The sequence below is a fragment of the Bacillus sp. ISL-78 genome (genome assembly GCF_018613455.1).
Taxonomy (GTDB): domain Bacteria; phylum Bacillota; class Bacilli; order Bacillales; family DSM-1321; genus Peribacillus; species Peribacillus frigoritolerans.
This window is the reverse complement of the sequence record NZ_JAGGQC010000008.1, coordinates 129,950-156,103: the sequence shown is the minus strand read 5'-3', so window position 1 is coordinate 156,103 and position 26,154 is coordinate 129,950. Positions and strand designations below refer to the sequence as shown.

General features: G+C 38.2%; 23 protein-coding genes and 2 pseudogenes. 9 read left to right on the top strand and 16 right to left on the bottom strand.

The genetic code is table 11. The features are described 5' to 3' along the window. Positions 1-162 precede the first annotated feature (162 nt). On the top strand, positions 163-1,593 hold the full coding sequence (locus J7I96_RS10600; protein ID WP_214767807.1) for an FAD-binding oxidoreductase: 1,431 nt from the start codon (positions 163-165) through the stop codon (positions 1,591-1,593). Beyond that, positions 1,590-2,159, top strand: a complete 570-nt coding sequence (locus J7I96_RS10595; protein ID WP_214923857.1) for an MFS transporter — start codon at positions 1,590-1,592, stop codon at positions 2,157-2,159. The genes J7I96_RS10600 and J7I96_RS10595 overlap by 4 nt, the downstream gene beginning before the upstream one ends. A 228-nt stretch (positions 2,160-2,387) precedes the next feature. Here J7I96_RS10595 and J7I96_RS10590 read toward each other — a convergent pair whose 3' ends face one another. Both J7I96_RS10590 and J7I96_RS10585 read right to left on the bottom strand, forming a co-directional pair. Then, on the bottom strand, positions 2,388-3,272 hold the full coding sequence (locus J7I96_RS10590) for a DMT family transporter (protein WP_214767801.1): 885 nt from the start codon (positions 3,270-3,272) through the stop codon (positions 2,388-2,390). Beyond that, positions 3,269-4,228 (bottom strand): DMT family transporter, encoded by a 960-nt coding sequence (locus J7I96_RS10585; RefSeq protein WP_214767798.1) that lies wholly within the window; start codon positions 4,226-4,228, stop codon positions 3,269-3,271. The genes J7I96_RS10590 and J7I96_RS10585 overlap by 4 nt, the downstream gene beginning before the upstream one ends. A gap of 115 nt (positions 4,229-4,343) precedes the next feature. On the opposite strand from J7I96_RS10585, the gene J7I96_RS10580 reads away from it, so the two are divergent. After that, positions 4,344-5,687 (top strand): aminotransferase-like domain-containing protein, encoded by a 1,344-nt coding sequence (locus J7I96_RS10580; protein ID WP_214767795.1) that lies wholly within the window; start codon positions 4,344-4,346, stop codon positions 5,685-5,687. A gap of 409 nt (positions 5,688-6,096) precedes the next feature. Here the strand turns inward: J7I96_RS10580 and J7I96_RS10575 are convergent, their stop codons facing one another. The 8 genes and pseudogenes from J7I96_RS10575 to J7I96_RS10540 all read right to left on the bottom strand — a co-directional run bounded on the left by J7I96_RS10575 (position 6,097) and on the right by J7I96_RS10540 (position 13,884). Then, on the bottom strand, positions 6,097-6,696 hold the full coding sequence (locus J7I96_RS10575) for a nitroreductase family protein (RefSeq protein ID WP_054396318.1): 600 nt from the start codon (positions 6,694-6,696) through the stop codon (positions 6,097-6,099). A 99-nt stretch (positions 6,697-6,795) separates the two neighbouring features. Continuing rightward, positions 6,796-7,773, bottom strand: coding sequence for a ring-cleaving dioxygenase (locus J7I96_RS10570; RefSeq protein WP_214923859.1), 978 nt, complete (start codon positions 7,771-7,773; stop codon positions 6,796-6,798). An 829-nt stretch (positions 7,774-8,602) separates the two neighbouring features. After that, complete coding sequence (locus J7I96_RS10565) at positions 8,603-10,003, bottom strand: MFS transporter (protein ID WP_214767789.1); 1,401 nt, start codon at positions 10,001-10,003, stop codon at positions 8,603-8,605. 129 nt (positions 10,004-10,132) lie between these two features. Next, on the bottom strand, positions 10,133-10,393 hold the full coding sequence (locus J7I96_RS10560) for a hypothetical protein (protein WP_054396325.1): 261 nt from the start codon (positions 10,391-10,393) through the stop codon (positions 10,133-10,135). Between the two features lie 180 nt (positions 10,394-10,573). Further along, a complete protein-coding gene (locus J7I96_RS10555; protein WP_202310412.1) occupies positions 10,574-12,289 on the bottom strand; it encodes a GMC family oxidoreductase in 1,716 nt (571 codons plus the stop codon). A gap of 18 nt (positions 12,290-12,307) precedes the next feature. Beyond that, entirely contained in the window at positions 12,308-13,072 is a 765-nt protein-coding gene (locus tag J7I96_RS10550) for a gluconate 2-dehydrogenase subunit 3 family protein (protein ID WP_251025029.1), read from the bottom strand. A gap of 59 nt (positions 13,073-13,131) precedes the next feature. After that, positions 13,132-13,612 (bottom strand): annotated as a pseudogene (locus tag J7I96_RS10545) (twin-arginine translocase subunit TatC). 53 nt (positions 13,613-13,665) lie between these two features. Continuing rightward, positions 13,666-13,884, bottom strand: a complete 219-nt coding sequence (locus tag J7I96_RS10540; RefSeq protein ID WP_034312681.1) for a twin-arginine translocase TatA/TatE family subunit — start codon at positions 13,882-13,884, stop codon at positions 13,666-13,668. Between the two features lie 551 nt (positions 13,885-14,435). On the opposite strand from J7I96_RS10540, the gene J7I96_RS10535 reads away from it, so the two are divergent. Beyond that, positions 14,436-14,786: a c-type cytochrome gene (locus J7I96_RS10535; protein WP_214923861.1), complete on the top strand. Its 351-nt coding sequence runs from the start codon at positions 14,436-14,438 to the stop codon at positions 14,784-14,786. A gap of 108 nt (positions 14,787-14,894) precedes the next feature. On the opposite strand, the gene J7I96_RS10530 is transcribed toward J7I96_RS10535, so the two are convergent. From J7I96_RS10530 to J7I96_RS10520, 3 genes are all read right to left on the bottom strand, one after another. Then, positions 14,895-15,155: a hypothetical protein gene (locus J7I96_RS10530; RefSeq protein WP_054396339.1), complete on the bottom strand. Its 261-nt coding sequence runs from the start codon at positions 15,153-15,155 to the stop codon at positions 14,895-14,897. A gap of 541 nt (positions 15,156-15,696) precedes the next feature. Then, entirely contained in the window at positions 15,697-16,680 is a 984-nt protein-coding gene (locus tag J7I96_RS10525) for an alpha-ketoacid dehydrogenase subunit beta (protein WP_095679607.1), read from the bottom strand. Positions 16,681-16,692: 12 nt separating this feature from the next. After that, complete coding sequence (locus J7I96_RS10520) at positions 16,693-17,688, bottom strand: thiamine pyrophosphate-dependent dehydrogenase E1 component subunit alpha (RefSeq protein WP_214767781.1); 996 nt, start codon at positions 17,686-17,688, stop codon at positions 16,693-16,695. A gap of 541 nt (positions 17,689-18,229) precedes the next feature. Between J7I96_RS10520 and J7I96_RS10515 the strand changes: the two genes are divergently transcribed. Genes J7I96_RS10515 through J7I96_RS10505 form a run of 3 tightly spaced genes read left to right on the top strand, consistent with a single transcriptional unit; the run spans position 18,230 to position 22,286 of the window. Then, on the top strand, positions 18,230-18,709 hold the full coding sequence (locus tag J7I96_RS10515; RefSeq protein WP_214767779.1) for a MarR family winged helix-turn-helix transcriptional regulator: 480 nt from the start codon (positions 18,230-18,232) through the stop codon (positions 18,707-18,709). Then, on the top strand, positions 18,706-20,430 hold the full coding sequence (locus tag J7I96_RS10510) for an ABC transporter ATP-binding protein (RefSeq protein WP_214923863.1): 1,725 nt from the start codon (positions 18,706-18,708) through the stop codon (positions 20,428-20,430). Before J7I96_RS10515 ends, J7I96_RS10510 begins: the two co-directional genes overlap by 4 nt. Beyond that, the gene (locus tag J7I96_RS10505) at positions 20,427-22,286 is read left to right on the top strand and encodes an ABC transporter ATP-binding protein (protein WP_214767773.1); all 1,860 of its coding nucleotides are present in this window, start codon (positions 20,427-20,429) and stop codon (positions 22,284-22,286) included. Before J7I96_RS10510 ends, J7I96_RS10505 begins: the two co-directional genes overlap by 4 nt. Positions 22,287-22,338: 52 nt before the next feature. Here the strand turns inward: J7I96_RS10505 and J7I96_RS10500 are convergent. Then, a pseudogene (locus tag J7I96_RS10500) lies at positions 22,339-22,779 on the bottom strand (MarR family winged helix-turn-helix transcriptional regulator). Positions 22,780-22,902: 123 nt separating this feature from the next. On the opposite strand from J7I96_RS10500, the gene J7I96_RS10495 reads away from it, so the two are divergent. After that, positions 22,903-23,343 carry a GNAT family N-acetyltransferase gene (locus J7I96_RS10495; RefSeq protein WP_214767770.1) on the top strand — a complete coding sequence of 147 codons (441 nt, stop codon included), beginning with the start codon at positions 22,903-22,905 and terminating at the stop codon, positions 23,341-23,343. 291 nt (positions 23,344-23,634) lie between these two features. Here J7I96_RS10495 and J7I96_RS10490 read toward each other — a convergent pair whose 3' ends face one another. Together J7I96_RS10490 and J7I96_RS10485 are read right to left on the bottom strand one after the other, a co-directional pair. Next, on the bottom strand, positions 23,635-24,933 hold the full coding sequence (locus J7I96_RS10490; protein WP_214767767.1) for an erythromycin esterase family protein: 1,299 nt from the start codon (positions 24,931-24,933) through the stop codon (positions 23,635-23,637). Next, positions 24,933-25,304, bottom strand: coding sequence for a hypothetical protein (locus J7I96_RS10485; RefSeq protein WP_214767764.1), 372 nt, complete (start codon positions 25,302-25,304; stop codon positions 24,933-24,935). The genes J7I96_RS10490 and J7I96_RS10485 overlap by 1 nt, the downstream gene beginning before the upstream one ends. Before the next feature lie 313 nt (positions 25,305-25,617). On the opposite strand from J7I96_RS10485, the gene J7I96_RS10480 reads away from it, so the two are divergent. Then, positions 25,618-26,106, top strand: a complete 489-nt coding sequence (locus J7I96_RS10480) for a divergent PAP2 family protein (RefSeq protein ID WP_214767748.1) — start codon at positions 25,618-25,620, stop codon at positions 26,104-26,106. Positions 26,107-26,154 lie beyond the last annotated feature (48 nt).

The window sequence follows — 26,154 nt, the reverse complement described above, 5'->3', positions numbered from 1 at the left end:
CATAAATCAAAAGATTCATTTCTAAATTTCTGACATTTAATTCAATATTAACCCCATTCTCATTGCTTGGTCAGGGAAACTCCATTAATATATCAGGTTCATACATTTTCTTTATTTCAATTAAGTGTCAACCAAAGTAAACGAGGAGTAGAATGCCAGATCATGAAACGATTTTTATTTATCACCCTATATGCACTATTATTTGGATTATCGCTGCAGGCTTTTAATTTCAAGCTTGACCATCCTATTGCCAAAGATATAAGCCGTCTGATGCCAGTTAAAATGAAAGTGATAAAGGCAGAAGATAGTGAAGAAGAAATCAAAAAGGTCGTTTTGGATGCCGAAAAAAACGATGATCCCATTTCCATTGCCGGAATGCAGCATAGCCAAGGAGGGCAGACATTATATCCAAACGGGATCCTCCTCGATATGAAGAAATATGATAAAATACTTGATTTGGATGTAAAAGAAAAACGCATCACGGTCCAAAGCGGAGCAACCTGGGCTGCTCTTCAGGAATACATCAACCCATATGGACTTGCACTGAAGGTCAGTCAATCTCAAAACATTTTTACCATTGGCGGGTCTTTGAGCGTTAATGTCCATGGCCGGGATATCCGTCATCATGCCTTGATAGAAACCGTGGAATCATTTAGATTGCTTGACGCAAAAGGACAAACCCTAACAGTGAGCCGCGAAGAAAATTCGGAGCTCTTCCATACGGTTATTGGCGGGTACGGATTGTTTGGAGTCATACTCGATGTAACACTCCACCTTACTGATGACGAACTTTATAACATTAAAACTAAATCACTTCATTATGATCAATATACGTCGTACTTTAAAAAAGAAGTTCTTAAAAACGCTGATGTTAAAATGCATCTTGCAAGAATATCTGTTGCTCCAGACTCCTATTTGGATGAAATGTATGTAACGGATTATTATAGGGCAAATGACCAAACAAGGCTATCTGACTACGATACTCTCAAACGGGAAACGATCATTGCCGTGCCTAAATTCTTTCTTGGCCTCTCACGTTATAATGACTGGGGTAAAAAAAGGTTTTGGGAAACTCAAAAAGCCTACACGGCCAATATTGATGGCAACTTGGTTTCGAGGAATAATGTGATGCGGTCGGATTCAGCATTCATGGATTACAGCAATCCCAAAAAAACTGAAGTGCTGCAAGAATACTTCGTTCCGATTGATCAATTTGCTGATTATATCGATGACTTAAGAAGAACCTTATCTATTGAGAAAGATTTTAATTTATTAAATATCACAATTCGTTATGTGGAACATAATGATGAATCACTCATGTCCTATGCCAAGGATGATATGTTCGCTTTAGTGATGCTCATCAATCAAGGGAAAGATGACGAAAGCAAGGATAATACAGGGAGGGTCATCCGTAACATGATCGATGTGACGCTTGACCATAACGGCAGCTACTATCTGCCCTATTATGGGTATCCAACCAAGACACAATTATTTGAAGCGTATCCGCATACTGAGGAATTCTTTCGATTAAAGATGAAATATGATCCTGATAATCGCTTCATGAATCTTTTCTATGAGGGGTATCATCCATGAATTATAAACGTTTTGTTTTTTACCAAGGCACTGTTGGAATGGCTGCCAGCATGATTTTCCCCTTTTATATTTTGCTAATCAAAAATGTGGGCACCAGTTATTCGCAATTCGGGTGGGCATATGGAATATTCTCCTTGACTGCAGCGCTCAGCTATCCTTTAATCGGAAAATTCACTGACAAAACAGGTGACAAAGCATTTCTCCTTATCTATTCATGGGGGATGGCACTTATCCTGCTTGCCTTTCCTCTCGCATATGAAATTTGGCATGTCTATCTCCTGCAAATCATTATGGGAGTACTTGGGGCAGTACAAAGAAACACTGAAAAAACGGTACTGGCAAGATATGTAACGAAGAAAACCGCGGGTGCGGAAATCGGGAACTACCATGTTTGGACATCCGTCGGTGCTGCAGCTGCGGTGATTGCAACCGGATATTTAGTCGACTTTTTAACGATCGGCAGCATCTTTTACATAGCCTCCCTTATGTTTGCATGGAGTGGGTTTATTATAATGAAGATGGAGAAAAATACATCACAATCTCATACACAAAAACTAAAAATATAAGCATTTATTATGGTAAGAGCCAATAAATCAGTTACCCCTTTTAAAAGAAGCATCTGCTAACCTCAGCAGATGCTTCTTTTACTATATAATCATTTGTTGATCAAAAAACTAAAAATGATCTTACAAAAAAGTTTTAATCCTTCTGCCCATTTTTCAATATGGTTTCGTTATATATACGATTATATTAGTACAATTAAAGATAACGGACATTAGCCATATAATAAAATACTACATTCTTTTCAATTTGATAATTATTTTTTTGTCTAAAAAAACTAATGACATCATTATTATACCCATTCCAATCAATTGATGAATAGACAACTCTTCTTGTAAAAAGAAATAGCCTAAAATCATTCCGATGACAGGTACTATATAATTACTATATGAAGTAAATAATGCGCCTTCTTGCCGAATCAGACTGTTAAATAATGCATAAACAACACCTGCATGGAAAATGCCTAAAATCGCTAAGTAGATGGATTGAGATTGTGCTATATCCAATTTGAAAGATTGCTCAAACAAAAGGGACATGGGGATGAGCAATGCACTGGCAATCAGTAATACATTTCTCATATGAATGACGGAAGATCCCTCGTTCAATTTCTCCATGAAAATCAATGATAATCCAAAACTCATAGCAGCCAATATCATGAGGATGTTCCCCTGAATACTGTTAGAAAGCTCTTGGATTCCCTGTGTCGGCCAGGAAAGGAAGACAATACCTGCAAATCCGAATAGGATACTTGTAATCTGCAGCCTTGTGCTTTTTATCTTGAAAAATACTGGTAAAAAAAGGATGGTAAAGATGGGGACCATACCAATCAGCACCGCTGCGATACTGCTAGGCACAGATTTCTGGCCTTGTGCAATAAAAACGAATGGTAGTACAACCTCGAAAAAAGCAATGATAATATACCATTTATAATAACTCCTGGGTACTTTTCGCTCTTCTTTTGATAAAAACAATCCCAAAAAGAGTAAACAGATACCGCCGATGAATGCTTTAATGGCTGACAATGTAATGACCCCAACATTTTCTATGACTAATGCAATAAAGAAGAATTGAGATCCCCATATACCACTAATCAAGAGTAACAATACATATTTATTCATTCCTTTACCTCCCTTTTCAGCAATGGGTCGGCAAAAGTCTTACTATTATGCTTGGAATGATTTCGACCAAAATAATTCGTGCCGATTACCCCAGCAAGAATGATCATTGCACCTATTACATGATAATAATGAATCGATTCATGTAAGAAAATCACCCCTGCCATTATCGTAATCAATGTCGCTAAATTACTAAAAACGCTCATTTTAGATGCTGGTAATATAGATAATGAATAGTTTGATAAAAAAGCAGTAAGCAGTGACGATAATACCCCAAGATATACGATTGAAATGAGGAATGCACTACTTGTGAAGGGTAATAAAAAGCTGCTGATAGATTGGTTAATTATATGGTTAATGACGGCCATACTATTAAAAGTCACAAAACCAAAGAATGTCATCACATACGTTAACGTAAATAGTGAATATTGCTTTGTTACCTTCCTCGCTACCACATTATAGAGAGCGGAAGCAATCGAAGATAATAAGATCAGGATCGTTCCTTTCAAACTGTAAGCCGCATGTTGCAAGTCATTCATGACAAAGATAAAGACAACCCCCATAACAGATAAACACAGAAAAAATTTCTGAGCTCTACCTGCGTATTCTTTCAAAAATAATGAAGCTGATAATAACGTGAAAATTGGTATGGTCGCTTGGATAATACCCGCTTCTGAAGATGAGGTATAAATGAGACCAAACACTTGAAAAATAAAGAATAAAATTGGATAAAGGAACACCAGCGGAAGAATTTTCACAGAATCCTTCGCACTCATTTTCACTGATGTCCCCCTTAATAGCTTAATAATTATGGCGATCAAGAAAGCCATCGTAAATCGATGTGCCAATGTATCTAGCGGACTAGCTTCCATTAATGATATTTTTGTAAAGAAAAATGAAAATCCAATAATAATGGCATAAAGTATCGCCGCAAGATAGGCTTTTTTATTTTCTGGCATATTGAGTAATCCTCCTTTTCAACACCCGGCCGGTTGTTAGTATCGTATTAAAAGTTCCACTACGATACAATACAAATATGAAGCATCTGTAACGGTACAGTTTTAGGAGGTATTCATGCTAAAATACGTAGCTTTGTTTAATGAATTTGCATCTCTCATCCAGAATGGACGGCTCAAAGCGGGCTCTAAACTCCCGTCTATCCGTCAATTAAGCGATCAACATCAATATAGTAAAAGTACAGTCTTGAAAGCCCTGCAAGAATTGGAAAAGAGGCATTTAATCTTTGCGGTTCCTAAAAGTGGATATTATGTCGTTCAAAAAGAGTTTCATGATAAAAGCGAACCTACAACGGACATCGACTTTGTTACCTCTGCTCCCGCTTGGCATCAATTTCCGTATCATGACTTTCAACATTGCATTAATAAAGCCATCGATACCTATCAGCAAGATTTGTTTATCTATGGCACTCCAAAAGGACTGCCCTCTTTAATTAAAGTGATACAAAAACAATTAGAGCAGTATCAGGTTTTCGCAAAAGAAGAACAGATTTTCATTACTTCTGGCGTGCAGCAAGCACTTTCCTTATTAACGTTAATCCCCTTTCCAAATGAACGTACCCATATACTTGTTGAGCAGCCTAGTTATCATCTATTTGTGGAGCAATTGAAAGCGTACAAGATTTCCGTGCTAGGAATCGAACGAACAGCAGAAGGTATTGATTTAGGGGAGTTAGAACGGATCTTTAGTGATCAGGAAATTAAATTCTTTTATACGATGCCTCGTTTTCATAATCCGTTAGGGACTTCTTATTCTAAAATGGAAAAAGAGGAGATACTAAAACTTGCTGTAAAGTATGGTGTCTATATTGTAGAAGATGATTATTTAGCAGATTTCGAAGAAAATATGAAGGTAGACCCTATTTTTTCCAAGGATACCCATAACATGGTCATTTATTTAAAAAGCTTCTCAAAAATAATGTTTCCAGGATTACGCATAGGTGTTGCCGTCTTGCCTAAACCATTAACGGACAGCTTCCAACTATATAAGAGAACGGCTGATATTGATAGTTCCATGATTTCACAAGCAGCATTGGAAATCTACATAAAAAGCGGTATGTTTAAACACCATAGAAACAAAGTGCGCCTTTCCTATTCATTGCGTGCAAACTTGCTTTATGATGCTCTAGAAAAGCACTCTGCTTCAGGTTTTTATCGCCCAGCATCCATATGCATGAACGCTCATATCATACTGCCTCATCGTATAAATAGTACTTACCTCATCAATAACTTACAGAATCAACAAGTACTGGTAGAGACGATGGGTCAAAATTTTTTAGATGGCTTTCCCCAGGAAAAAATATTAAAATTAAACGTGTCCAATACAAATATACAAAAACTTGACCACGGAATAGCTCTCATTTTTAAAGAATTGAATAACAAGCAAAACTATTACGTATAAAGCTTTTACATGAGGTTATTAAACAAGAAAAGCAGTAAAATATTTTTTCTGATACATCGGAAAACATTAGTTACAGACATTAACATTTGTCATTCTGAAATAGCCTATGTAAATGAGCTCAGCCAAAAAAGAGCTAAATAGAATTAGCTCTCAGACTGTAGACAAACTCGCTTTCCTTCGAGTTTGTCTACATTTTTTTTACTTGTACAAGTTGATTGGAACGTAGGGCATTCGCTTTCCGCGGGCGGTCCGCCGTCGGCGTGCTTGCGCCTGAGGGTCTCTTGGACTCGCTACTCTCGCAGGAGTCTCACACACCCGCTCCAATCAACTATGCTTAATAATTTGGATACAACTCCTTTTGCCTACAGTCTTAAGCAATTATAGGATTTGCACTAAAAAAGTTTACACTTTATTTATAAAATTTGATACGATCCTCAAGTGGTTTGAATTCTTTATCACCCGGTTGAGCTGTTGGATTTCCAAATGGCATTTGCGCAATCAATTTCCAATTGCTTGGAACATTCCATTCTTTTTTCACTTCATCATCAATTAGAGGATTATAATGCTGTAAAGTTGCTCCCAATCCTTCTGCTTCAAGTGCCGTCCAAACAACTAATTGATGCATGCCTGATGTTTGTTGTGACCAGATTGGGAAGTTATCGGCATACGTTGCAAATTGTTCTTGAAGTGATTTTACAACAGATTCATCTTCAAAGAATAATATTGAACCATATCCCGCTTTAAATGAATCCATTTTTTGTTGAGTGCCAGAGAAATCTCCCTCTCCAACAGCTTTCTTTAATGCCTGCGTCGTAATATCCCATAATTTATCATGTGCCGATCCTGTCAAAACAACAAGGCGTGAGGATTGGGAATTAAAAGCCGATGGCGTATGTTTTACCGCAAATTCTACTATTTCTTTAATTTTCTCATCGGATACTCCGACCTCTTTATTGATTCCATAATATGAACGTCTTTCTTTAATGGCCGTGTAAAAATCTTTTGTCATAAGTCATTCCTCCAGAGCATTTTTTCTATTTCAAATGATTATTCCATTTTTTATTTCTACCTATTTTAGTATGGGCATAAACCAATATATCATTCGCAATTATTCTTTAATGAATTCCTTGGTGCTTCTTACTGTATCAATTGGACGGACCAACTTTTCGATTTGATCCCGTTTCGGTTCCAAGAACGGTGGTAAAGATAACTTTTCCCCAAGCGTTTCATACGGCTCATCCCCCATGAATCCAGGACCATCCGTGGCAAACTCGAATAAAATTTGCGGTGCCACCCGTACGTAAAGCGACTCAAAAAAGTGACGATCGACATAACCGGACGTATGAAATTGGAAGCTTTCCATTCGTTTGATCCATTCTTCCAGAACGGAACGGTCTTCAACACGGAAGGCTGTATGGTGAACAGTCCCAAATCCCTGCCGAGCCTGAGGAAGGATCGAATTATGCTCGACGATCACTTGTGCACCATTCCCGCCTTCCCCTACTTCAAATAGGTGAAATGACCCTTCGTTGGCTATTTCTTTGAATAATAGGACTTTTTCCATCATTTCTTTAAAGTAATCAAAGTTGGCGATACGAATGAAAATTGGACCTAATCCCGTAATAGCGTATTCCAGAGGAATCGGTCCTTTTTGCCAAGGAATCCCGGATGCAACCCCTTCATTATTTTCATCTGAGATCAATTGATATTGCTGATCATCAAAATCCACAAATGAAATGTTCTTTTTGCCAAACTGTTCTTGGATTCCTGTATTCTTTACCTCTAAACGGTCAAAGCGTTTAACCCAATACTCCAATGCCGCATCAGTCGGTACACGGAAGGATGTTTTGGAAATCTCATTAGTCCCATGCTCTCCTTTAGGAATTCCAGGAAAATCGAAGAATGTCATGTCAGTACCCGCACCGCCAACATCGTCGGCAAAAAACAGGTGATAGGTTTGGATATCATCTTGGTTAACAGTTTTCTTGACTAAACGCATGCCCAATATATTTGTGAAAAATTCATAGTTTTTTTCAGCACTACTCGTTATGGCCGTTACGTGGTGTATACCTTTTAATCCATTCATACATTATTCCTCCCATTAAAACGATTCAATTTTTGGATATTCAGCGTTTTCCTTAATCCCCTATATTTTTCCTTCAAAAAAGAGTGGCTATTCATTAAAGGGGTTTGATAAAGTGTTTCTTATTATCTTGAATTAATATATCTTTACTTAAAGATAATTTATCATGAATACCATCCACTGTCAACAACATTACCTCAAATCAATATATCTCAGTATCGAAATAATTACAGGGCAAAAAAAAAAACACACAGTCAATTTCACTTAAAATAAAGACCATTCTGTATATGGGTTACTGTCTATAGCTATAAATAGCGACAAAGACAGTATTTTGTATATCTATTATTTTTAGTTCCGTACCAATAAGCTTAAGATATAGCAACCGTTGTTTTAAGGCTGTCACTATTAATCATTCCCTAATTTTCATAATATCCATTTGAATTCACCTCTTTTCATAAATTATGGGTTTATCGAGTATACATCTCGTAAATCTGTTCTTCCTTTAAATCAAAGCGAACAAACCGAACATCTCGTAAATATTCCTTTTGATCCATCATCAAAAGCATAATAGGAGCTGTTAAAATCCCGATACCTCTTCTACCTTATTTGCATCAATGTGCCCCAGGTGGATAAGTGGGTAAATTGTCCAGCAGTTCCCTAGGAGAAAAGAGAACTTATTCGTTACCCATTTCTTTAAATAACTCTATCGCTTTCGTTAAATTACTCTTTCTACTTTTAAACAACTTTATTATTCGTGAATACCACAAAACCCGAAATACAGACGCTCAAGATTGAGTGACAGTATTTCGAGTAGTCCTCCCATTGTGTTTTTTTATTTTTCTCTTTGTTCCGTTTTCCACCATAGGGAATCTTTTGGATTTTCAACAGCTTCTTGAAATTCAGATTTTGAAGCAACTGTTGGGTAAGATCCTTTTAGCGATTTTCCTGAAGTACTATTGAACAAGAATAATATCACTAAAAACCCGATAATATTCACGGCTGTTAAATAGAAACCAGGTGCTAAGTTATTCCCCGTTTGGTGAACTAACCATGTGGAAACTAAAGGGGTAGTTCCACCAAATATTGAAACTGAGACATTAAAGGTCACTGATAATGTTCGATATCGAATATCAGTATAGAACATGGCTGGTAACGATCCAGGCATTGTGCCTTCATAAATTGAAAGCAGAACACCTAGAATTAGAACACCTAACGAAATAAATACTAAAGCATTCAGGTTTATTAAATAAAAAGCAAGGGCAGATAATAGGCTTAAACCGCCTAAACCGATTAAGAAAACAGTCTTATTTCCAATTTTATCACTGAGCTTTCCAAATATTAAAGTAAGAGGCACCATAATAATCATTAGAATCGTAATTAATAGGGTTCCTACTGTACTGGATAATCCAATAATCTCATCTAAATAAGAAGGCATGTATGATAATAGCATATAGCTTGTAATATTAAAGAATGCAACAGCTACAAAACATACAAGAATATCCTTTTTGTGATTTTTGAAAATAGATAGAAAGCTTTCATTTGGGGCTTCATCATCAGAAAGTTCATTTTCAAAAATCGGTGATTCTTCTAAACTTTTTCTTAAGTACAATCCAATAAGCCCTAAAGGTAAGCCGAGTAAAAACGGTATTCTCCAACCCCATGAGGCCATCTGTTGATCGGAAAGAGTAATAAAGAGTGTACTGGCAAGTAATGAAGCTAATATATAACCAATTAGCGTACCAATTTCTAATCCACTTCCAAGCATATTGCGTTTATTGTCTGGAGAAGATTCTGCAATATAGACCATTGCACCAGCGTATTCGCCACCTGTTGAAAAACCCTGAATAATTCTAGCTATTAATAAGAGTATAGGTGCCCATATACCGATTTGATCATATGTAGGTAATAAACCGATTAGTAATGTTGAAAAAGCCATCAAAATAATCGTTGTTGTCAAAACGACTTTTCTTCCTAATTTATCACCGATTTTACCAAATATGATACCCCCTACTGGGCGCATTAAAAAGGCAATCGCAAACGTTGCAAAGGTGAACACTAATTTTAGTTCATCATTCTCAACAGCACTAAAAAAATTTTGACTAATGATAACAGCCAAATAGGAATATAAGCCAAAATCAAACCACTCCATAGCATTTCCTACCCCTGTAGCAAACACGCTTTTCTTCGCTTTTTGAATATCTACAACGTTGATTTTTTTCTTGTTAAATTTCATTTTATCATGTCAACTCCATGGAATACATTTATGCAAGAATAAGAAGTAAAGTCAAACGGGAGGAAAATCGGATTTTGGGCGTTTTTCCAATGGTATCCCAAATATAATATTGTCTTCTTATTAGAGGTTCTATAAATCGCCTCTCGATTTATTAAATTCAAGGTTATTGCCTTTTTCCATTTGTTTATCCGTTTGATCAGGGTTTTCATCGTGCTTGAATGATCGATTATCATCATCATTATTATTTGGATTCGTGTCCGTGTCATTTCGAACAGGACGATAATCTACTTCCTCTTGATCATTAAAATCGTTATTACCAGCGTTACATGCTGACAGAAAACTTACCGAAAGTAATGCGGATAAAATAGTGATTTTCCATTTGCCTTTCATTTTATAACCCCCCTTATCTTAAGTTTTTGGTATTAATTTTAATATGTACCTTAAACGATACCCTTAGTCTTAAATGGAGCCCATCCATGTTTGTTTTTTTAGTATCCTAAAATAAAAAAACTGCCCCCAATTATTGTGGGAACAGGTCATGTTATTTTTTAGGTCAAAGGAATAGCTGTCTTATACGAGGGAACCACCTTTTTTAAGGTACTTTACAATCCCTTCTGCTGCTCTATATGAAAAGGCACCTAAAGTACCAGTTGGGTTAAACGAACTGTTATGAGGAAATGCTGATGAACCCGCAACAAATACATTTTCAGCGTCCCACATTTGCAGGTAAGTGTTAACCGCTGAATTTTTTGGATCAGCCCCCATGATGACGCCGCCTGTGTTATGCGTATTCGTATCTGTGTTTACGTTAAAATTTGCTTGTTCAGCGACCGTATCAATATGGTCAGGACCCATTTTTTTAGCAATCGATCTTGTTACTTTCGCCATGTATTTTACTAACTCACGGTCTTGGGCAGTATAATCATATGTCATCCGTAATAAAGGCATACCGTATACATCTTTATAAGTAGGGTCCAGATCAAGGTAGTTTTGTATGTGTGGCATACTTGCACCCTGCGATTTGACTTGCAGGATGCTATTGGCATATTTAATTGATTGCTTTTTAAATTCCGCACCCCATGAAGGTGTTCCGATTGGTGAATTATTATTTGCTATAGGTCTATTCCCATACTGGGTTGTACGAATTCCTGCTCCGTGAAGGAAGTTTACATCCGAATGGTCGAAATTATCACCTGTAAATTCTGCAATCTCAATGCCTAATGCACCTGCACCTCCATAAATATTGAACTCACGGTCATTATAATAAAGGCTTGAATATCCTGAACTCACTTGGTAACAATAGTTTTTACCAATTACACCATTTCTGGTTTTTGGATCATAGGGTATTCCAAGATTTGAATTAAGTAAAAGTCTAACATTATTAAATACATAACTCGCTAAGACCACTACTTCTGCCGGTTGTTCGAATTCTTCACCCGTGAAGGTGTCTACATAAATAACACCTGTCGCTTTCGTACCATCATTTAAAATACGGGTGACGTTTGAGTATGTCCGCAGGTCAAGGTTACCAGTTTTTTTTGCAACAGGAATGACCGTAACAACTGGATCTGCTTTTGCTCCATACTCACAACCGAAGTTTTCACAAAATGCACAATATTGACAGGCTGAACGTGAAATGCCATCAGGGTTTTCGTAATTCTCTGATAGATTTGCAGATGGGATCATATATGGTTTGTAGCCAAGCTTCTTGGCTGCTTGTTCGAATTCCGCTAATACAGGTGTTTTTATCATCGGTCCTGTTGGATAAGGATTGGAGCGTTTTCCATATAACTTAACAGTTTCACCAGATATTCCTGCCATTTTTTCAAAAGTATCATAATATGGTTCGATTTGGTCATATGTAATGCCCCAGTCTTGAATCGGATAGTCTGATTTAATTTTATTTTTACCATACCTTTTTTCAGTTAGTGATTTAATTTCAAAATCATAAGGAAGAAAACGGTAGGTCTGTCCATTCCAGTGACTACCAGCCCCTCCAAGACCTTCACCTACGATAAAAGTACCATAATTACGCATAGGCAGTGCTCTCATTTTTTGGTTATTACGATGAGTAATAGTTTCTTTTGATAAATCTTGCATTAACTCTTCACGATGTTGGAAACGCAGTTCGTCATGCACCATTAAATAATCACTCATATCCCGTTCTTTCCCGCGCTCTAGTCCAACGACTTTGATTCCTGCTTTTGTTAATTCCGAGGCAATAATACCTCCAGCCCAGCCCATCCCGACTACAACGACGGGTACCTTAGGTAGTTTTTTTGCCATGTTTTTCATCCCTTTCTATCATGAATGTTTCATATGACTTTGAAGGCTATTTGGATCTAACTTTAAAAATTCTTTACTTTGGATTTCTTTTGTATAACTCATTCGAGAACCAGGATACTTTCGCATCTGCCAGCCTAGCATTTCCTTATTTCCTCCGTACAATGGATCTGCATAAACACCTTCAATGGTCAAAGTTCTTAACAATTGGAAAAATGCCGATGAAGATGCACCAGAAAGCGAACTTGCTTTACCTTTCTCGAACGCAGCTAACACTTCATCCTGTTCATTAGCCTCTAATTCTGTAAATTTCTTTTTATAGTTTTTGTTGCTATATGTATTCAATTCTTTTAAGCCTAGCCGGAACAAATCTTTTCGGTAAAGTTTATTCTGTTCACCTTGTGTTGGCTCTGGCTTATAATAGGGTCCAAGTTTATAATCCTTTTCATTTACGCCCCACCCACTGTTGAGTTGATGGTCAATATATATCGCTGCATTTAATTCCATAGCACCTGGCCCAAGATCGTCCTTTGGGAAAATACGTTCTGCAGCTGCCGCTGTCGTCTGATATTCTTCTGGATAAAAAAACATTAGGGCTTCATTCGGATTATTAGCTTGAGTTTGACTCTTCTGTTCTGTTTTCACACCACTTTCCGAATTTCTATCAAACATGCTTCCAACTGCTCCACCTAAAATAAGCCCTCCAACAGCTAAACCGGAATTCTTTAAAAAGGTACGTCTCGTACTACCTTGTTTTTCCATTTGACTTTTCTCTTTGTCCGACAAAAAAAAACCTCCTATTTCATAATCAAGGTGTGAATTTTCTTATCACATTGATGCATCGCTTACACCTTTTTCTTATAAGCAATTATGGTGACACTTAATTCGTAAAGAACCAGAAATAATGACGGGTATATCCGATATGAAATCCGGAGGAGTAATCATAATTGATACGATTACCAGAAAGAAATAGGATACTCTCCACGCTTTTGCCAACCTTACTGGATTGAGAACTCCTAATCACTGCTGATATATTTGTTAAAAATTCCAGCACTATGGAAAATAACAGAAAGTATCCAAAAGAGATTCCGACAATAAACAAAATGAATAAACCTGGGATAAACGTTTGAGTCACTTTGCGTTCTTCTTTTGAAAGGGCAGGTGCTATAAATTCCCAAGTCTGATAGGCAACTGCAGGAATCGTAGCCGCAATGGCAAAAAACATCCGACTATATATGTCTTCAACAAAAACTAACGCACCAACGAAATCATTCGTTGCCGAAGTTCATCAAGATGTTCAATGAGATGTGAATCTTTGTTTTGCAAGGTGGCCACCTCCAGTTATATGAAAAATGCCCACCTGCATACCACTATGGACTCTACTGTTTATCCAGCATCTTCTTTTCAGCAGTCGATAACTCATGTTTTTTCTCTTCCTGTTTATCTTCATCAGAAATTAATCCATTTGTTGCACCCTTGAATTCCGTTAATGTCCGTCCAAATGCTCGACCAATTTCAGGTAGTTTTTTCGGACCGAAAATTACAAGCGCAATGATAAGAATTACGACCAAGCCTGGAATCCCAATATTCTGAAACATCACGTCAATCCTCCATAAAAAACAACAGTTACATTTACTAAAAACCGTTTGTAACCTTACAGTAAACGTTATTATTCACACACTAAAGGATGTTTAAGTGCCTTTTTTATTCCTTTTACATATATTCACAAAAATGTTCAATTTTATACCTAGCTTATATTTAGACATGCCTGTTTTGATTACAGTCCAATGTTCAAATTCCTCATCTTCTAAATAGTTCATATTAGTTTTTCAGTAATTCGACTATATGTATAACTTTTATTAAATAACCATGCAGAAAGTTGGAAATGTTATTAAGGAATTTTTGGTACCCGAGATTAGAGTAAAAGAATCTTACCTTTTATTAAAAATGTATTCATGCAAAAATAAACTTTGGGGAAAGATATAAATTAATAATAATGCTTAAATACTTTGGATGAGTAAAATAAGACCTTAGCGGTTTATGTATTTTCCACGGATTCTATTATTAAGCAGAAGATATATTAGAAACGTTCTTTGTTCTTTTATCAAAAAGATTTTCACTCCACGCTACATTAAATACGGAGGTATTTATGAAAAAAATTTGGTTTACTTCTGGAGCAAGTATCGTTCTTGCTGGTTGTTTAATATTTTTACTGTTTTTTTACAGAGGCCATCAACCCTCACCCTCCCCTAATTCAAATGGGGGAACACAGGATACTTCAGCTGGTAATCCTGAAGAAATTGTAAGTAATAGTTGTATATCTTGTCATGGGGAAAATTTACAAGGAGGAGCTGGTCCAGCTTTAAATAAAATTGGTGCAAAATATACACAAAATGATATAGAGAATATTATTAATAATGGTAAAAATGGAATGCCAGCAGGCGTTATTTCAAATGAAGAAGTTGCAATCGTGGCAGAGTGGTTATCACAGAAAAAGTGAAGAGGCAATTTTTCAACTATACCAATGCCCTTATTTAAACGTAAAATAAAACAGCCAAATCCAATAATATGGATCAGGCTGTTTTGTAATTTTCAGGAATAAATATATTTAAAAAAATGAGGACCAATTCAAAACAATTGACCAAACAGCTGTGTTTAATAATAAGCCTGTAATAAAAAGAGACCATTGGTTTTTCTTTTGTTCCCAACAGGAAATCATGAGGGCAAGACCAATTGAAACACCAATAAAGGAAAGCCATGGAAATGAATCAGTGAACTTTGTGAGAAAAACCGCAAGGCAAGCTGTGAATAATAATGATACAAGGTACTCCGTGAATAATGATAATTCGCTTTTAATATGATCGCTCAATTTTCTCCTCCTTCAAAATAGATATTATCTTCATATAATACTTCATGATGAATTTTTTATACGAAATTGCCTGCGCCCGTAGATTTCTAAAAGATAATAGTCCCTTGCTAGTTTCAATGTTCACCACTCACTGTACTGCTTTCAACATTTAAAAATACCCAATATTTATCGCTAATATATATTGAATTTTGCGTGACTATTAACAATTACAATTCCATAATATGTACTTTCAAACACCATACCAATAGTTTATTATTTGATAATTGTCCAGTATTTATCATTCGTTCTTCTTTATCAAGAATTCTTTTCAATAGTATATATTCATGTAGTGAAAATCCAAAAAAAAAATCTCTGGTTTTATATGCTCCCTCTAGCGTAATCAAACGGATTATATTTTAACTATAGATGATTTATTCAGCGCAAAAAAAAAGTCTGGCAACCTATTTTATAGTTGCTAGACTTAAGTTCATTTTTAAGATCAATCCAAATATAAACAACAATTTATACGGATAAGAAGAGTTCGTTCCTCCATGCAGACCATTTAATAGGCAACCAGGTCCCGCAGCGCCTTTTCCACTTTTTCAGGATTCACCATGAATGATTTCTCTAATGATGGTGAATATGGCATTGCAGGAACATCCGGGCCAGCGAGTCTCATGATTGGGGCATCAAGATCGAAGAGGCAGTTTTCTGCAATGATCGCCGATACTTCACTAATGATGCTTCCTTCCTTATTATCTTCAGTAATCAATAGGACTTTTCCTGTTTTAGATGCAGCTTCCATTATGGCTTCTTGATCTAATGGATAAACGGTACGTAAATCAAGTATATGAACGGATATGCCATCACTGGCCAGCCTTTCAGCTGCCTGAAGCGCAAAATGAACACAAAGGCCATAAGTGATCACTGTAACGTCCTCGCCTTCACGTTTTACATCCGCTTTACCAATCGGTAAAACATAATCATCATCCGGCACTTCTTCTTTAATTAGGCGATAGGCTCTTTTATGTTCAAAGAAAAGGACCGGGTCATCATCGCGAATGGCAGCTTTCAATAATCCTTTCACGTCATAGGGTGTAGAGGGCATGACAATTTTAAGTCCCGGTTGATTCGCAAAAATGGCTTCAACGGATTGTGAATGGTATAACGCCCCATGTACACCTCCGCCGTATGGAGCTCTGATGACAATAGGACAATGCCAGTCATTATTGGAGCGATAACGGATTTTTGCAGCTTCCGAAATGATTTGGTTGATGGCTGGCATGATGAAATCAGCGAATTGCATTTCCGCAATCGGCCTCATTCCATACATGGCCGCGCCGATGCCGACTCCTGCGATTGCGGATTCAGCAAGCGGTGTATCAATGACACGCTGTTCACCGAATTGCTCGTATAACCCTGAGGTCGCTTTAAACACGCCGCCCTTTACCCCTACGTCTTCACCTAATACAAATACACGGGAATCACGTTCCATTTCTTCCCGCATCGCCATTATCACGGCATCTATATAAGATATCACTGCCATCTTCTTTCCTCCTTACCTTTCTGCGTAAACGTATTTTGAGAGCGTGTCTTCATGTGCAAATGGAGCATTCTCCGCATAATCCGTCGCTTCGTTCACAACTTCCATTATTTCCTCGTTCAATTGTTTCTCCATTTGATCATCCATGATTCCCACTGCTTTTAAATAGGCACCAAAAGTAATGATTGAATCTATTTTTTTTGCCTCCGATACTTCATCAGGCGACCTGTATTGACTATCATCATCATCGCTTGAATGTGGTGTAAGCCTGTATGAAACCGTTTCGATTAAGCTTGGACCCTCACCGCGCCTTCCTCTCTCAGCAGCTTCTTTCACCACCCGGTATACTTCGATCGGATCATTCCCATCAACCGTCACCCCTGGCATGCCGTAACCAATGGCCCGGTCGGACACTTTCCCGCAAGCCAATTGCTTTTCAATAGGGACGGAAATGGCATACTGATTATTTTCGCACATCAAGATGACCGGAAGTTTATGTACACCTGCGAAATTCGCTCCTTCATGAAAATCTCCTTGATTTGATGAACCCTCACCGAATGTAACGAATGAAACAATATCTTTTCCTTCCATTTTTGCAGCGAGAGCAATCCCCACTGCATGTGGCACTTGAGTCGTAACTGGCGAAGATCCCGTCACGATTCGATTCTTTTTTTGCCCAAAATGCCCAGGCATTTGACGTCCGCCTGAATTTGGATCTTCTGCCTTGGCAAAACTGGATAACATTAAATCCCTGGCGGTCATCCCAAACGCGAGCACCACTCCTAGATCCCTATAATAAGGAAGGACATAATCATTTTCACGATTCAACGCAAATGCTGCACCCACTTGAGCTGCTTCTTGCCCTTGACAAGAAACGACAAATGGAATTTTCCCAGATCTGTTCAACAGCCACATCCGTTCATCCACTCTTCTTGCCAACAACATAATTCTATACATCTCTAGCACCTGCTCATCACTCAGACCTGCCTGTAGATGGCGGTTTTCAACCATATGTCATCATCCCTCCTAATAATTAAAACGGTTTTCTGTTAAAACCAGAATGTTCTCCTCACGCTGTCACCCATTATAAATATGGGTCTTTATATCACAAATTACTAACCTTTCTTTTAGCTGTTTGTTTGTCTCGCAAACTTATTTCCTGTTATGTATCTAAGGAAGGGAAAGCTCTTATATGTATGCATGCTTGCCATTTAACACCCTCAAATGCGTTATCATCTACTATTATTACCTGGTACTAACTCAATGCAATATTATCCTACCACTTTTCATCTCACATTTTCAAGTTAATTTCACTTTGTATCGTTATTTTCACGAGAAAACCTTTCTATAACAAAAACACAATGGGTTTATCAGTTTTAGCCTGACCTGACTTTAACTCATTTCCATATACGCATCCAAGACTAGATAAAAGCCGGGGTGCTGAAGTTATTTATTTGTTGACTAAGCGGAAGAATAGCTGTAAATTAAAATGGTTCATAAAATTAAATGTTCGAAATGGAACAGTTCAATACAGAAAGAATGGTGATGTTGAGTGGAGAATGAAAAACAATTAATGCGTTCCGTACAACTATTGCGTTCATTTTGGAACGTACAGAAAAATATCATGCGGTTCGTTCAAAAGACAGCCGCAGAAAATGGATTAACAGTTCCTCAATATTCCATTTTGATGACCATTACCCTTTACAAAGAGACCTCCCAAAAAAATGTCGGGGAGAAAACATTTCTTCCAAAAAGCACCTTGAGCCAAGCTATCGATGGTCTGGTTCGCGGAGGTTTGCTCCATCGTGAGCATATGGAGGGCAACCGGCGTGAGATTCAATTGTCAATCACCGATAAGGGCGAAAATTTATTAAAATCGATTCATTTTCACGAAGGAAGCATTCACCAAGTCTTTCAAACGGCCATTGAAATGCTTTCCGAAGAACAGTTTGAAGAGTTGCTAAAAACACATCTTCAAATTACAAACTTTTTAGAAGCACAAGCAACCGAACAGGGAGCGTGTACAAAATGATAAAAATACTGAAAAATTTATCCGTTTATAAGTGGATTATTTTAGCAGTTATCGGTCTGGTGTTTATTCAGTCCATGTCAGACCTCTTTTTGCCTACACTAATGGCTGATATTATTGACAAAGGCGTTGTTAAAGGAGACACTTCTTATATTTGGAAAATCGGCGGTTTTATGCTTTTGGTTTCCGCACTTGGCGCTTGTGCATCCATAATCGCAAGTTACTATTCGTCCAAAGCGGCAATGGGAATGGGACGCGATCTCCGCCTGAAGGTCTTTAATCACGTTGAAAAATTTTCGTTACAAGAATTTGACGAAGTCGGTACGGCGTCATTGATTACACGTACGACCAATGATATAACACAAGTCCAGCAAGTGGTTATCATGATGCTTCGTATGGTTATCAGTGCACCTATCATGTTAATCGGCGGAGTAATCATGGCTGTATCCATGGATGCAAAATTATCACTTGTCATTGTTGTCACAATGCCTTTTTTGATTGGGTCAATCTTGCTTATTCTATATAAAGGTGTGCCGCTCTTTCAAACGGTGCAAAAACGATTAGAACGGTTGAACCTTGTATTACGAGAAAATTTAACTGGCATTCGCGTCATTCGTGCCTTCAATCGTGAAACACAAGAGAAAGAACGTCTAAAGAATGCGAATAAAGAATTAACGGATGTCTCAATCAAAGTCAATAAAATCATGGCCTTCATGATGCCTGTAATGATGCTTGTCATGAACTTGACGGTTGTTGGTATCATTTGGTTTGGTGGAGTCCGTATTGATAACGGCGGTATGCAGATCGGGGACTTAATGGCATTTATCCAATATGTTATGCAAATTATGTTCGCTCTCGTTATGGCTTCCATGATGTTCGTTATGGTTCCACGAGCTGCCGTGTCGGCAACAAGGATAAACGAAGTCCTTGACATGAAACCTTCATTCCTGGATGAGGGGACAGAAAAGGCAGATCGTGTACATGGTACCCTTGAATTTGAACATGTTACGTTCAGTTACCCAGGAGCAGAAGAACCTGCATTATCGGATATTAGTTTTTCAGCAAATCCTGGTGAAATCACAGCAATAATCGGTGGAACAGGTTCCGGGAAAACGACTCTTGTCAATTTGATCCCTCGCTTCTATGATATTTCAAGCGGAACGATTCGCGTCAATGGTGTTGATATTCGTAAGTCATCTCAAGATGAAGTCCGTTCAAAAATTGGCTTTGTACCACAAAAGGCCTCCCTCTTTACAGGTACTATCTCTGAAAACATTCGCTTTGGAAAACAAACAGCTACACAAGATGAAGTTGAGCATGCGGCTCGGATCGCACAAGCGGAGGATTTTATCAGCAATATGAAAGGCGGCTATGAGGCAGAAGTCGATCAAGGCGGTTCAAACCTATCAGGAGGGCAAAAACAACGGCTTTCGATTGCAAGGGCACTCATTCGAAAACCGGATATTTATATATTCGATGATAGTTTTTCGGCACTGGACTACAAGACGGATGCCAACCTTCGCGCAGCCCTAAAAAATGAAACGAAAAATTCGACGGTACTACTAGTTGCACAGCGTGTCAGTACCGTCGTTGACGCTGACCGAATCATTGTGTTAGACGAAGGCCACATTGTAGGCATTGGAACACACCATGAGTTGCTTAGCACAAACGACATTTACCGTGAAATTGCCTTATCACAGCTCACAGAGGAGGAAATTGCATGAGTAATCAAAAGAAACCTCAAGGCGGCGGTCAGGTCGGGCATGGCCCTGGTGGCGGTAACATGATGCTGATGGGGCAAAAAGCTAAAGATTTTAAAGGAACACTAAAACGTCTATTGACCTATTTAAAACCGAGGCGCAACAGATTGATTTCCGTGTTCTTAGCTGCAATCATGAGTACGATTTTTATGATTGTAGGACCGAAGATCATGGGAAATGCAATTACAGAATTATTCGAAGGAGCTTACGGAAAATTCCAGGGAATACCAGGAGCAGCTATTAACTTTGATAAAATTGGCCAGATTCTTCTACTCCTTGCCGGACTTTATGCTTTAAGCAGCCTTTTCAGCTATGTACAACAATACATTATGTCAAGTGTTGCACAAGACACGGTATATGATCTTCGAGAAGATGTGAACAAAAAGCTCGAGAAACTTCCACTCAAATATTTTGAAGGACGTCCAAACGGTGAAACACTTAGCCGAATGACAAATGATATTGATACAATCGGGAGCACCCTTCAGCAAAGCTTAACGCAATTCATCACATCAATCGTAACGATTGTGGGGATTATCATCATGATGCTTTCGATAAGCCCATTATTGACATTAATCTCGATAATCAGCTTACCTTTGTCAATATTTGCAATCCGGCCCATTTTAAAAAGATCCCAAAAACATTTTGCCGATCAACAGCGTAAACTCGGACAATTAAATGGTCACATTGAAGAAATATATACCGGCCATCAAGTCGTTAAAGCATTCGGATATGAAAAAAAGGCGAGTGCCCAGTTTACTGAAGTTAATGAAGAATTGTATAAAGCGGGAAGCAAAGCCCAGTTTATATCGGGTATCATCATGCCGGTAATGTTCTTTATCGGAAATTTGAGCTATGTCCTCATCAGCGTTGTCGGCGGAATATTGGTGACGCAACGTTCGATTTCAATTGGTGACATTCAAGCATTCATCACATATTCGAAGCAGTTCACCCAGCCAATCACACAAACGGCTAACATCGCTAACATTATTCAGTCGACGGTTGCAGCCGCTGAACGTGTTTTTGAACTACTTGATGAAGAAGAGGAAATGAAAGAACAAACCACAGTTAATATAAAAAGGGCAAATGGTGCTGTCTCTTTTGAACATGTGGACTTTGGATATGGGGAAGAAATGTTAATTGAAGATATGAACATCGATGTCTTGCCTGGACAGACGGTCGCAATTGTTGGACCGACTGGTGCTGGAAAAACGACCATGATAAATCTCTTGATGAGATTTTATGAACTCAATGGCGGAAAGATTACGATTGATGGTCTTGATACACGGAATATGTCACGTAATGATCTTCGAAAGAATTTTGGTATGGTACTTCAAGATACCTGGCTCTTTAATGGTACGATTAAAGAAAATATCGCTTATGGCAAAAATGGAGCAACTGATGAAGAAATTTTTGCAGCTGCTCGGACGGCACATGCCGACCATTTCATTCGGACACTGCCAGATGGTTATGAGACAATCTTAAACGAAGAAGCTTCGAACATCTCACAAGGCCAAAAGCAGCTTTTGACAATCGCCCGGGCTGTTCTAGCAGATCCGCCAATCATGATTTTGGATGAAGCGACGTCTAGTGTGGACACTCGGACAGAAGTCTTTATCCAAAAGGCCATGAACCGACTGATGGAAGGACGAACCAGCTTTGTCATTGCCCATCGTCTCTCAACGATTAAGGATGCAGATTTGATTCTTGTTATGGAACAAGGAAAAGTGAAAGAGAAAGGAACGCATTCAGACCTTTTAAGGGAGAATGGTTTCTACGCAGAGCTATACAATAGTCAGTTCACTGAAAATGTGGCTGGATAATTAGAAAGAGGCTCGATTCTGAAACGAAATCGAGCCTCTTTCTTATAATGTATCACTCCCCCCTTTTATTTCCCTTTTTCACAAATTCCCAATCTACCTCAATATTTTTTCTGACTCTTTGAAGAAGATGAAGAATCGTTTCCGCTTCGTCCAGAGAAAATCCAGATAACGCAACCTTGTCAGTATACTCCCCTTCTTTTTTCAAAGAGGATAGACCTTTTCACCTATATCGTTTGCATATAGCTTTTTATTTTTTTGTTTTCCTCATCACTTTTCTTCTCGATTAACCCTTGTATTTCAAGTTTTTTAATGGCACGAGCTGCTGTCGTTCGGTCAACCTTTATCATTTCTGCTAACTTTTCCTGAATGATACCTGGGTTTTCACATATTCCAAATACTGCCCTTTTGTAAGGTCAAATTCTTTAAATTCGATATTACTTATAAAGTCCAATGCCCTTGCTATCATTCCAATTTTACGGAGTATTTCCTTCATTCAAAAAGACCTTGGCTTTTTTTGTTGTATTTACAACAAAAATAATTTCATTTATACTAAAATAGGATATACATTTATTATGGCTTGTCTTTTTATATAAATCTAGAAAAGGGATGAAGAACATTGGATTCAAAAAGAATAACTACTGAAAATGATTTAAAAATAGCCTTTCATATCAGAAAAGAAGTATTTGTCGAGGAACAAGGTTTCCCATTAGAATTTGAATTTGATGAATTTGATACACTTAATGCTTTATCTGAACACATATTAGTCTATTATAATGAAAAGCCAGTCGGAACTGGAAGATTGAGAGTTGTTGATGGGTTAGGTAAATTGGAGAGAATTTGCATCTTGGAGCCTTACCGTAAATTTGGTCTCGGGAAAATAATACTTAAAACGTTGGAAGAAATTGCAAAGGAACAAGGTGTTACTCAGGTTAAATTACATGGGCAAACACAGGCAGAGGGCTTTTATAAAAAACTTGGCTATCGGACTTCATCCGATGTCTTTATGGAAGATGGGGGTCCACATCTATTAATGATAAAGGAATTGGTTAAGGAATAAGTGTTAAATGTGAGTAAAACAAAAAATAACCTTTGATTTAAAAGGTCAAAGAACAGAATGATTAATCTATTAACTTTGTATTGTGAATTATACTTCGGATAAGGGAAACACATAAAAAGTGACCCTCATCCCACACTTTCCGACCCTTCTAAATAAAAGGAAAGTTTGGTTTACAAGTTTCAGATTTATATTTAACCCCAAAATCCACGCGACCATATTATGCATTTTATGAGAGATATACGCGAACAAAAAGACGAAGCTGTTTATAACATAAACGGCTTCGTCTTTTTATTACAGAACGGGTGCTTTTTCTTGAACGAGCGGGTGAAGGGCCTGGGTTTCATCAATATAAATAAAAGCATCGTATCTATCTGACATTACAGAAGGTACATAGTTACCATATTGTTCATATTCCGGTCTGTATACAACCCCAATCGCCCGGTGACCAATCCTGCCTTGGAATAGCTGACGATTTTCATCGGTGAAAATGAGCAACTTATCATAAGCCCCCGAAAGGTGCATCGCCTCCTCCCAACTTCCATTCATAGCCGGGGGTACTGTTTTTATTTCAAAATCCATGCCCCACTCCTCTGCTGCTATGACAGTTCCTCTGTAGGTTCCGAAACCTGTGATAAATACATCTTCAGTCGGGTTTTGCTCTCGAATGACCTGGCCGACATTAATCATCCCTGAATCTTTCATATCAGTAGCGCTGGCGTCACCAACATGGGTATTATGTTCCCATACAATCGCCTTGCCTTCAGAGCCGTAAAAATCCATAATTTCATTAAGTGCATCAACCATATGCATATCTCGAATATTCCATGATCTATCATCATGGACGACCATGGTCCTGTAATAATTTTCGGCATTGTATGTTACCAACGCATTCACTTGAAGATTCAAATTCAATTCTTCGTGATGAGGGTATTTTTCTTTTTTTCGTTGAATAGTCGTCAGTAATTTGGCTACTTCGTCTATACAGTCTTCCGAAAAAATGCCTGCAGAAACTGCGTACTCCTCGTTATTCCGATTGAATGGCTCAAAACAAGTGAACGCCTGTCTGGCAGCTTCGAGGTCAGTTGAATCAATTTGTTTTAAGTAACGGATAACTTCATCCATGGATTCCCAAAGACTGTAGATATCTATCCCATAAAATCCAACTTTCGTTTGATTTTGTCCAGACTCATTGTATTCTTTCATCCATTCAATCAGGTCAATCATTTCCTCGTTTGCCCACATCCAGGTCGGCCAGCGGTCAAAACTTTTTAGCACATCTTTTGCGGATTTAGTCACTAAGTCATAGCCTTTAACATACCTATTTATTGCCTGGCAAGCGGGCCAATCGCCTTCAACAGCTACAAAGGTGAACCTTTTTTCTTGAATCAGCTTTTTTGTTATTTCAACTCGAGCCGTGTAAAACTCGGATGTCCCATGTGATGCCTCACCAAGCAAAACAAATTTTGCATTATTAACTTGTTGAATGAGCTTATCCCAATCTTCTTCATTAGTAAGCATGACTGATTGTTCGACTATTGACTGAACAAGATTATGTTTCACCGTTTTTCCCCCTTGATATCTTACGAACATTATCGTTTGTACTCGGCATTATAAGAATTGGAACCTGCGTGTACGGACAGTAAAGTATCAGCGTATCCCACTAGACGATTAATAAGTTCATCACAAATAGAGTAAACCAGCTGAAAATTTTCTTCCTCAAATAGAACAGGGTCATCCAGTATGACCGTGGTGTTAATGAACATATCTTTGTTTCCATATAGGTTGTAGTGAACTATAGCCTTTCCAGCAGCTCCACCTGTACCTGGGTCATTGAAGCCAGGAATGAAAACGAACCATTCTTCAGCAGTAGCAGACCTGAAGTTTTTTGTGAAAGACATTCTATCGGTTACCATCATGATCTTTTTTAACTCTTCCGGATTCATATCCTTGATCTTGTTCATTCCTTTGCCACCTTAACACCATGTTAATTATGTGTTCCGTTATATATTTTCCTTAAGGTTCCCATCCTATAAATATTATTATGAAATAGTGACCTTTTCCGTAAAAAAACAAGCCTGACTCCACCTCGGATCGATGATTCAGCTGAACTCGGACGCGGCAAAAAGTGATATCATGATTCATTCAGAGACTCTTATTAAATGCCGATAATCATGGAACTGCTGCATATAAAAAATATTTTTGGGGTATCAAAATAGGGAAGATAATTTCCCGGATTGGGTTGGACTGGTCTGGAGTGGAGTGGAGGAGTTGCTCATGGAAAAGATGAATCGGGGAATTTTAACGGCGCTGTCGGCGATTGGCCTTGCACAAGGGCTGAAAATTTTAACGCATTATAAGCTGACGGGAAAGTGGGACTTGAAGCAGGCTTTCACAACTGGTGGCATGCCTAGTTCGCATTCTGCGGGAGTGGCCGCCCTGGCATCGTATGTGGCAGCGAATAAAGGATGGCTGCATACGGAAACATCGCTTGCGACAGTGTTTGGCGTGATTGTGATGTATGATGCCCAGGGGATTCGCCGCCATACAGGGGAAATCGCTAAGCTCGTGAATGATCTTGAAGATAATATGGCCAAATTTTCCGGAGAGTTTCCGAGCTTTGAGTATGTTGAGCGTGAGAAGGAACTGAATGAACTGCTCGGACATCAGCCTGTGGAAGTGGGAGCAGGTGCATTGCTGGGAGTTGCACTTGGGCTTATTTCGGCTAAATTGGAGGATGGCAAGCCCTCAAAACCGATCGGCTGAAAACGGTGGGCAAGCCTTGGTCTTTTAGCTCTTGAGGTAAGTACATAA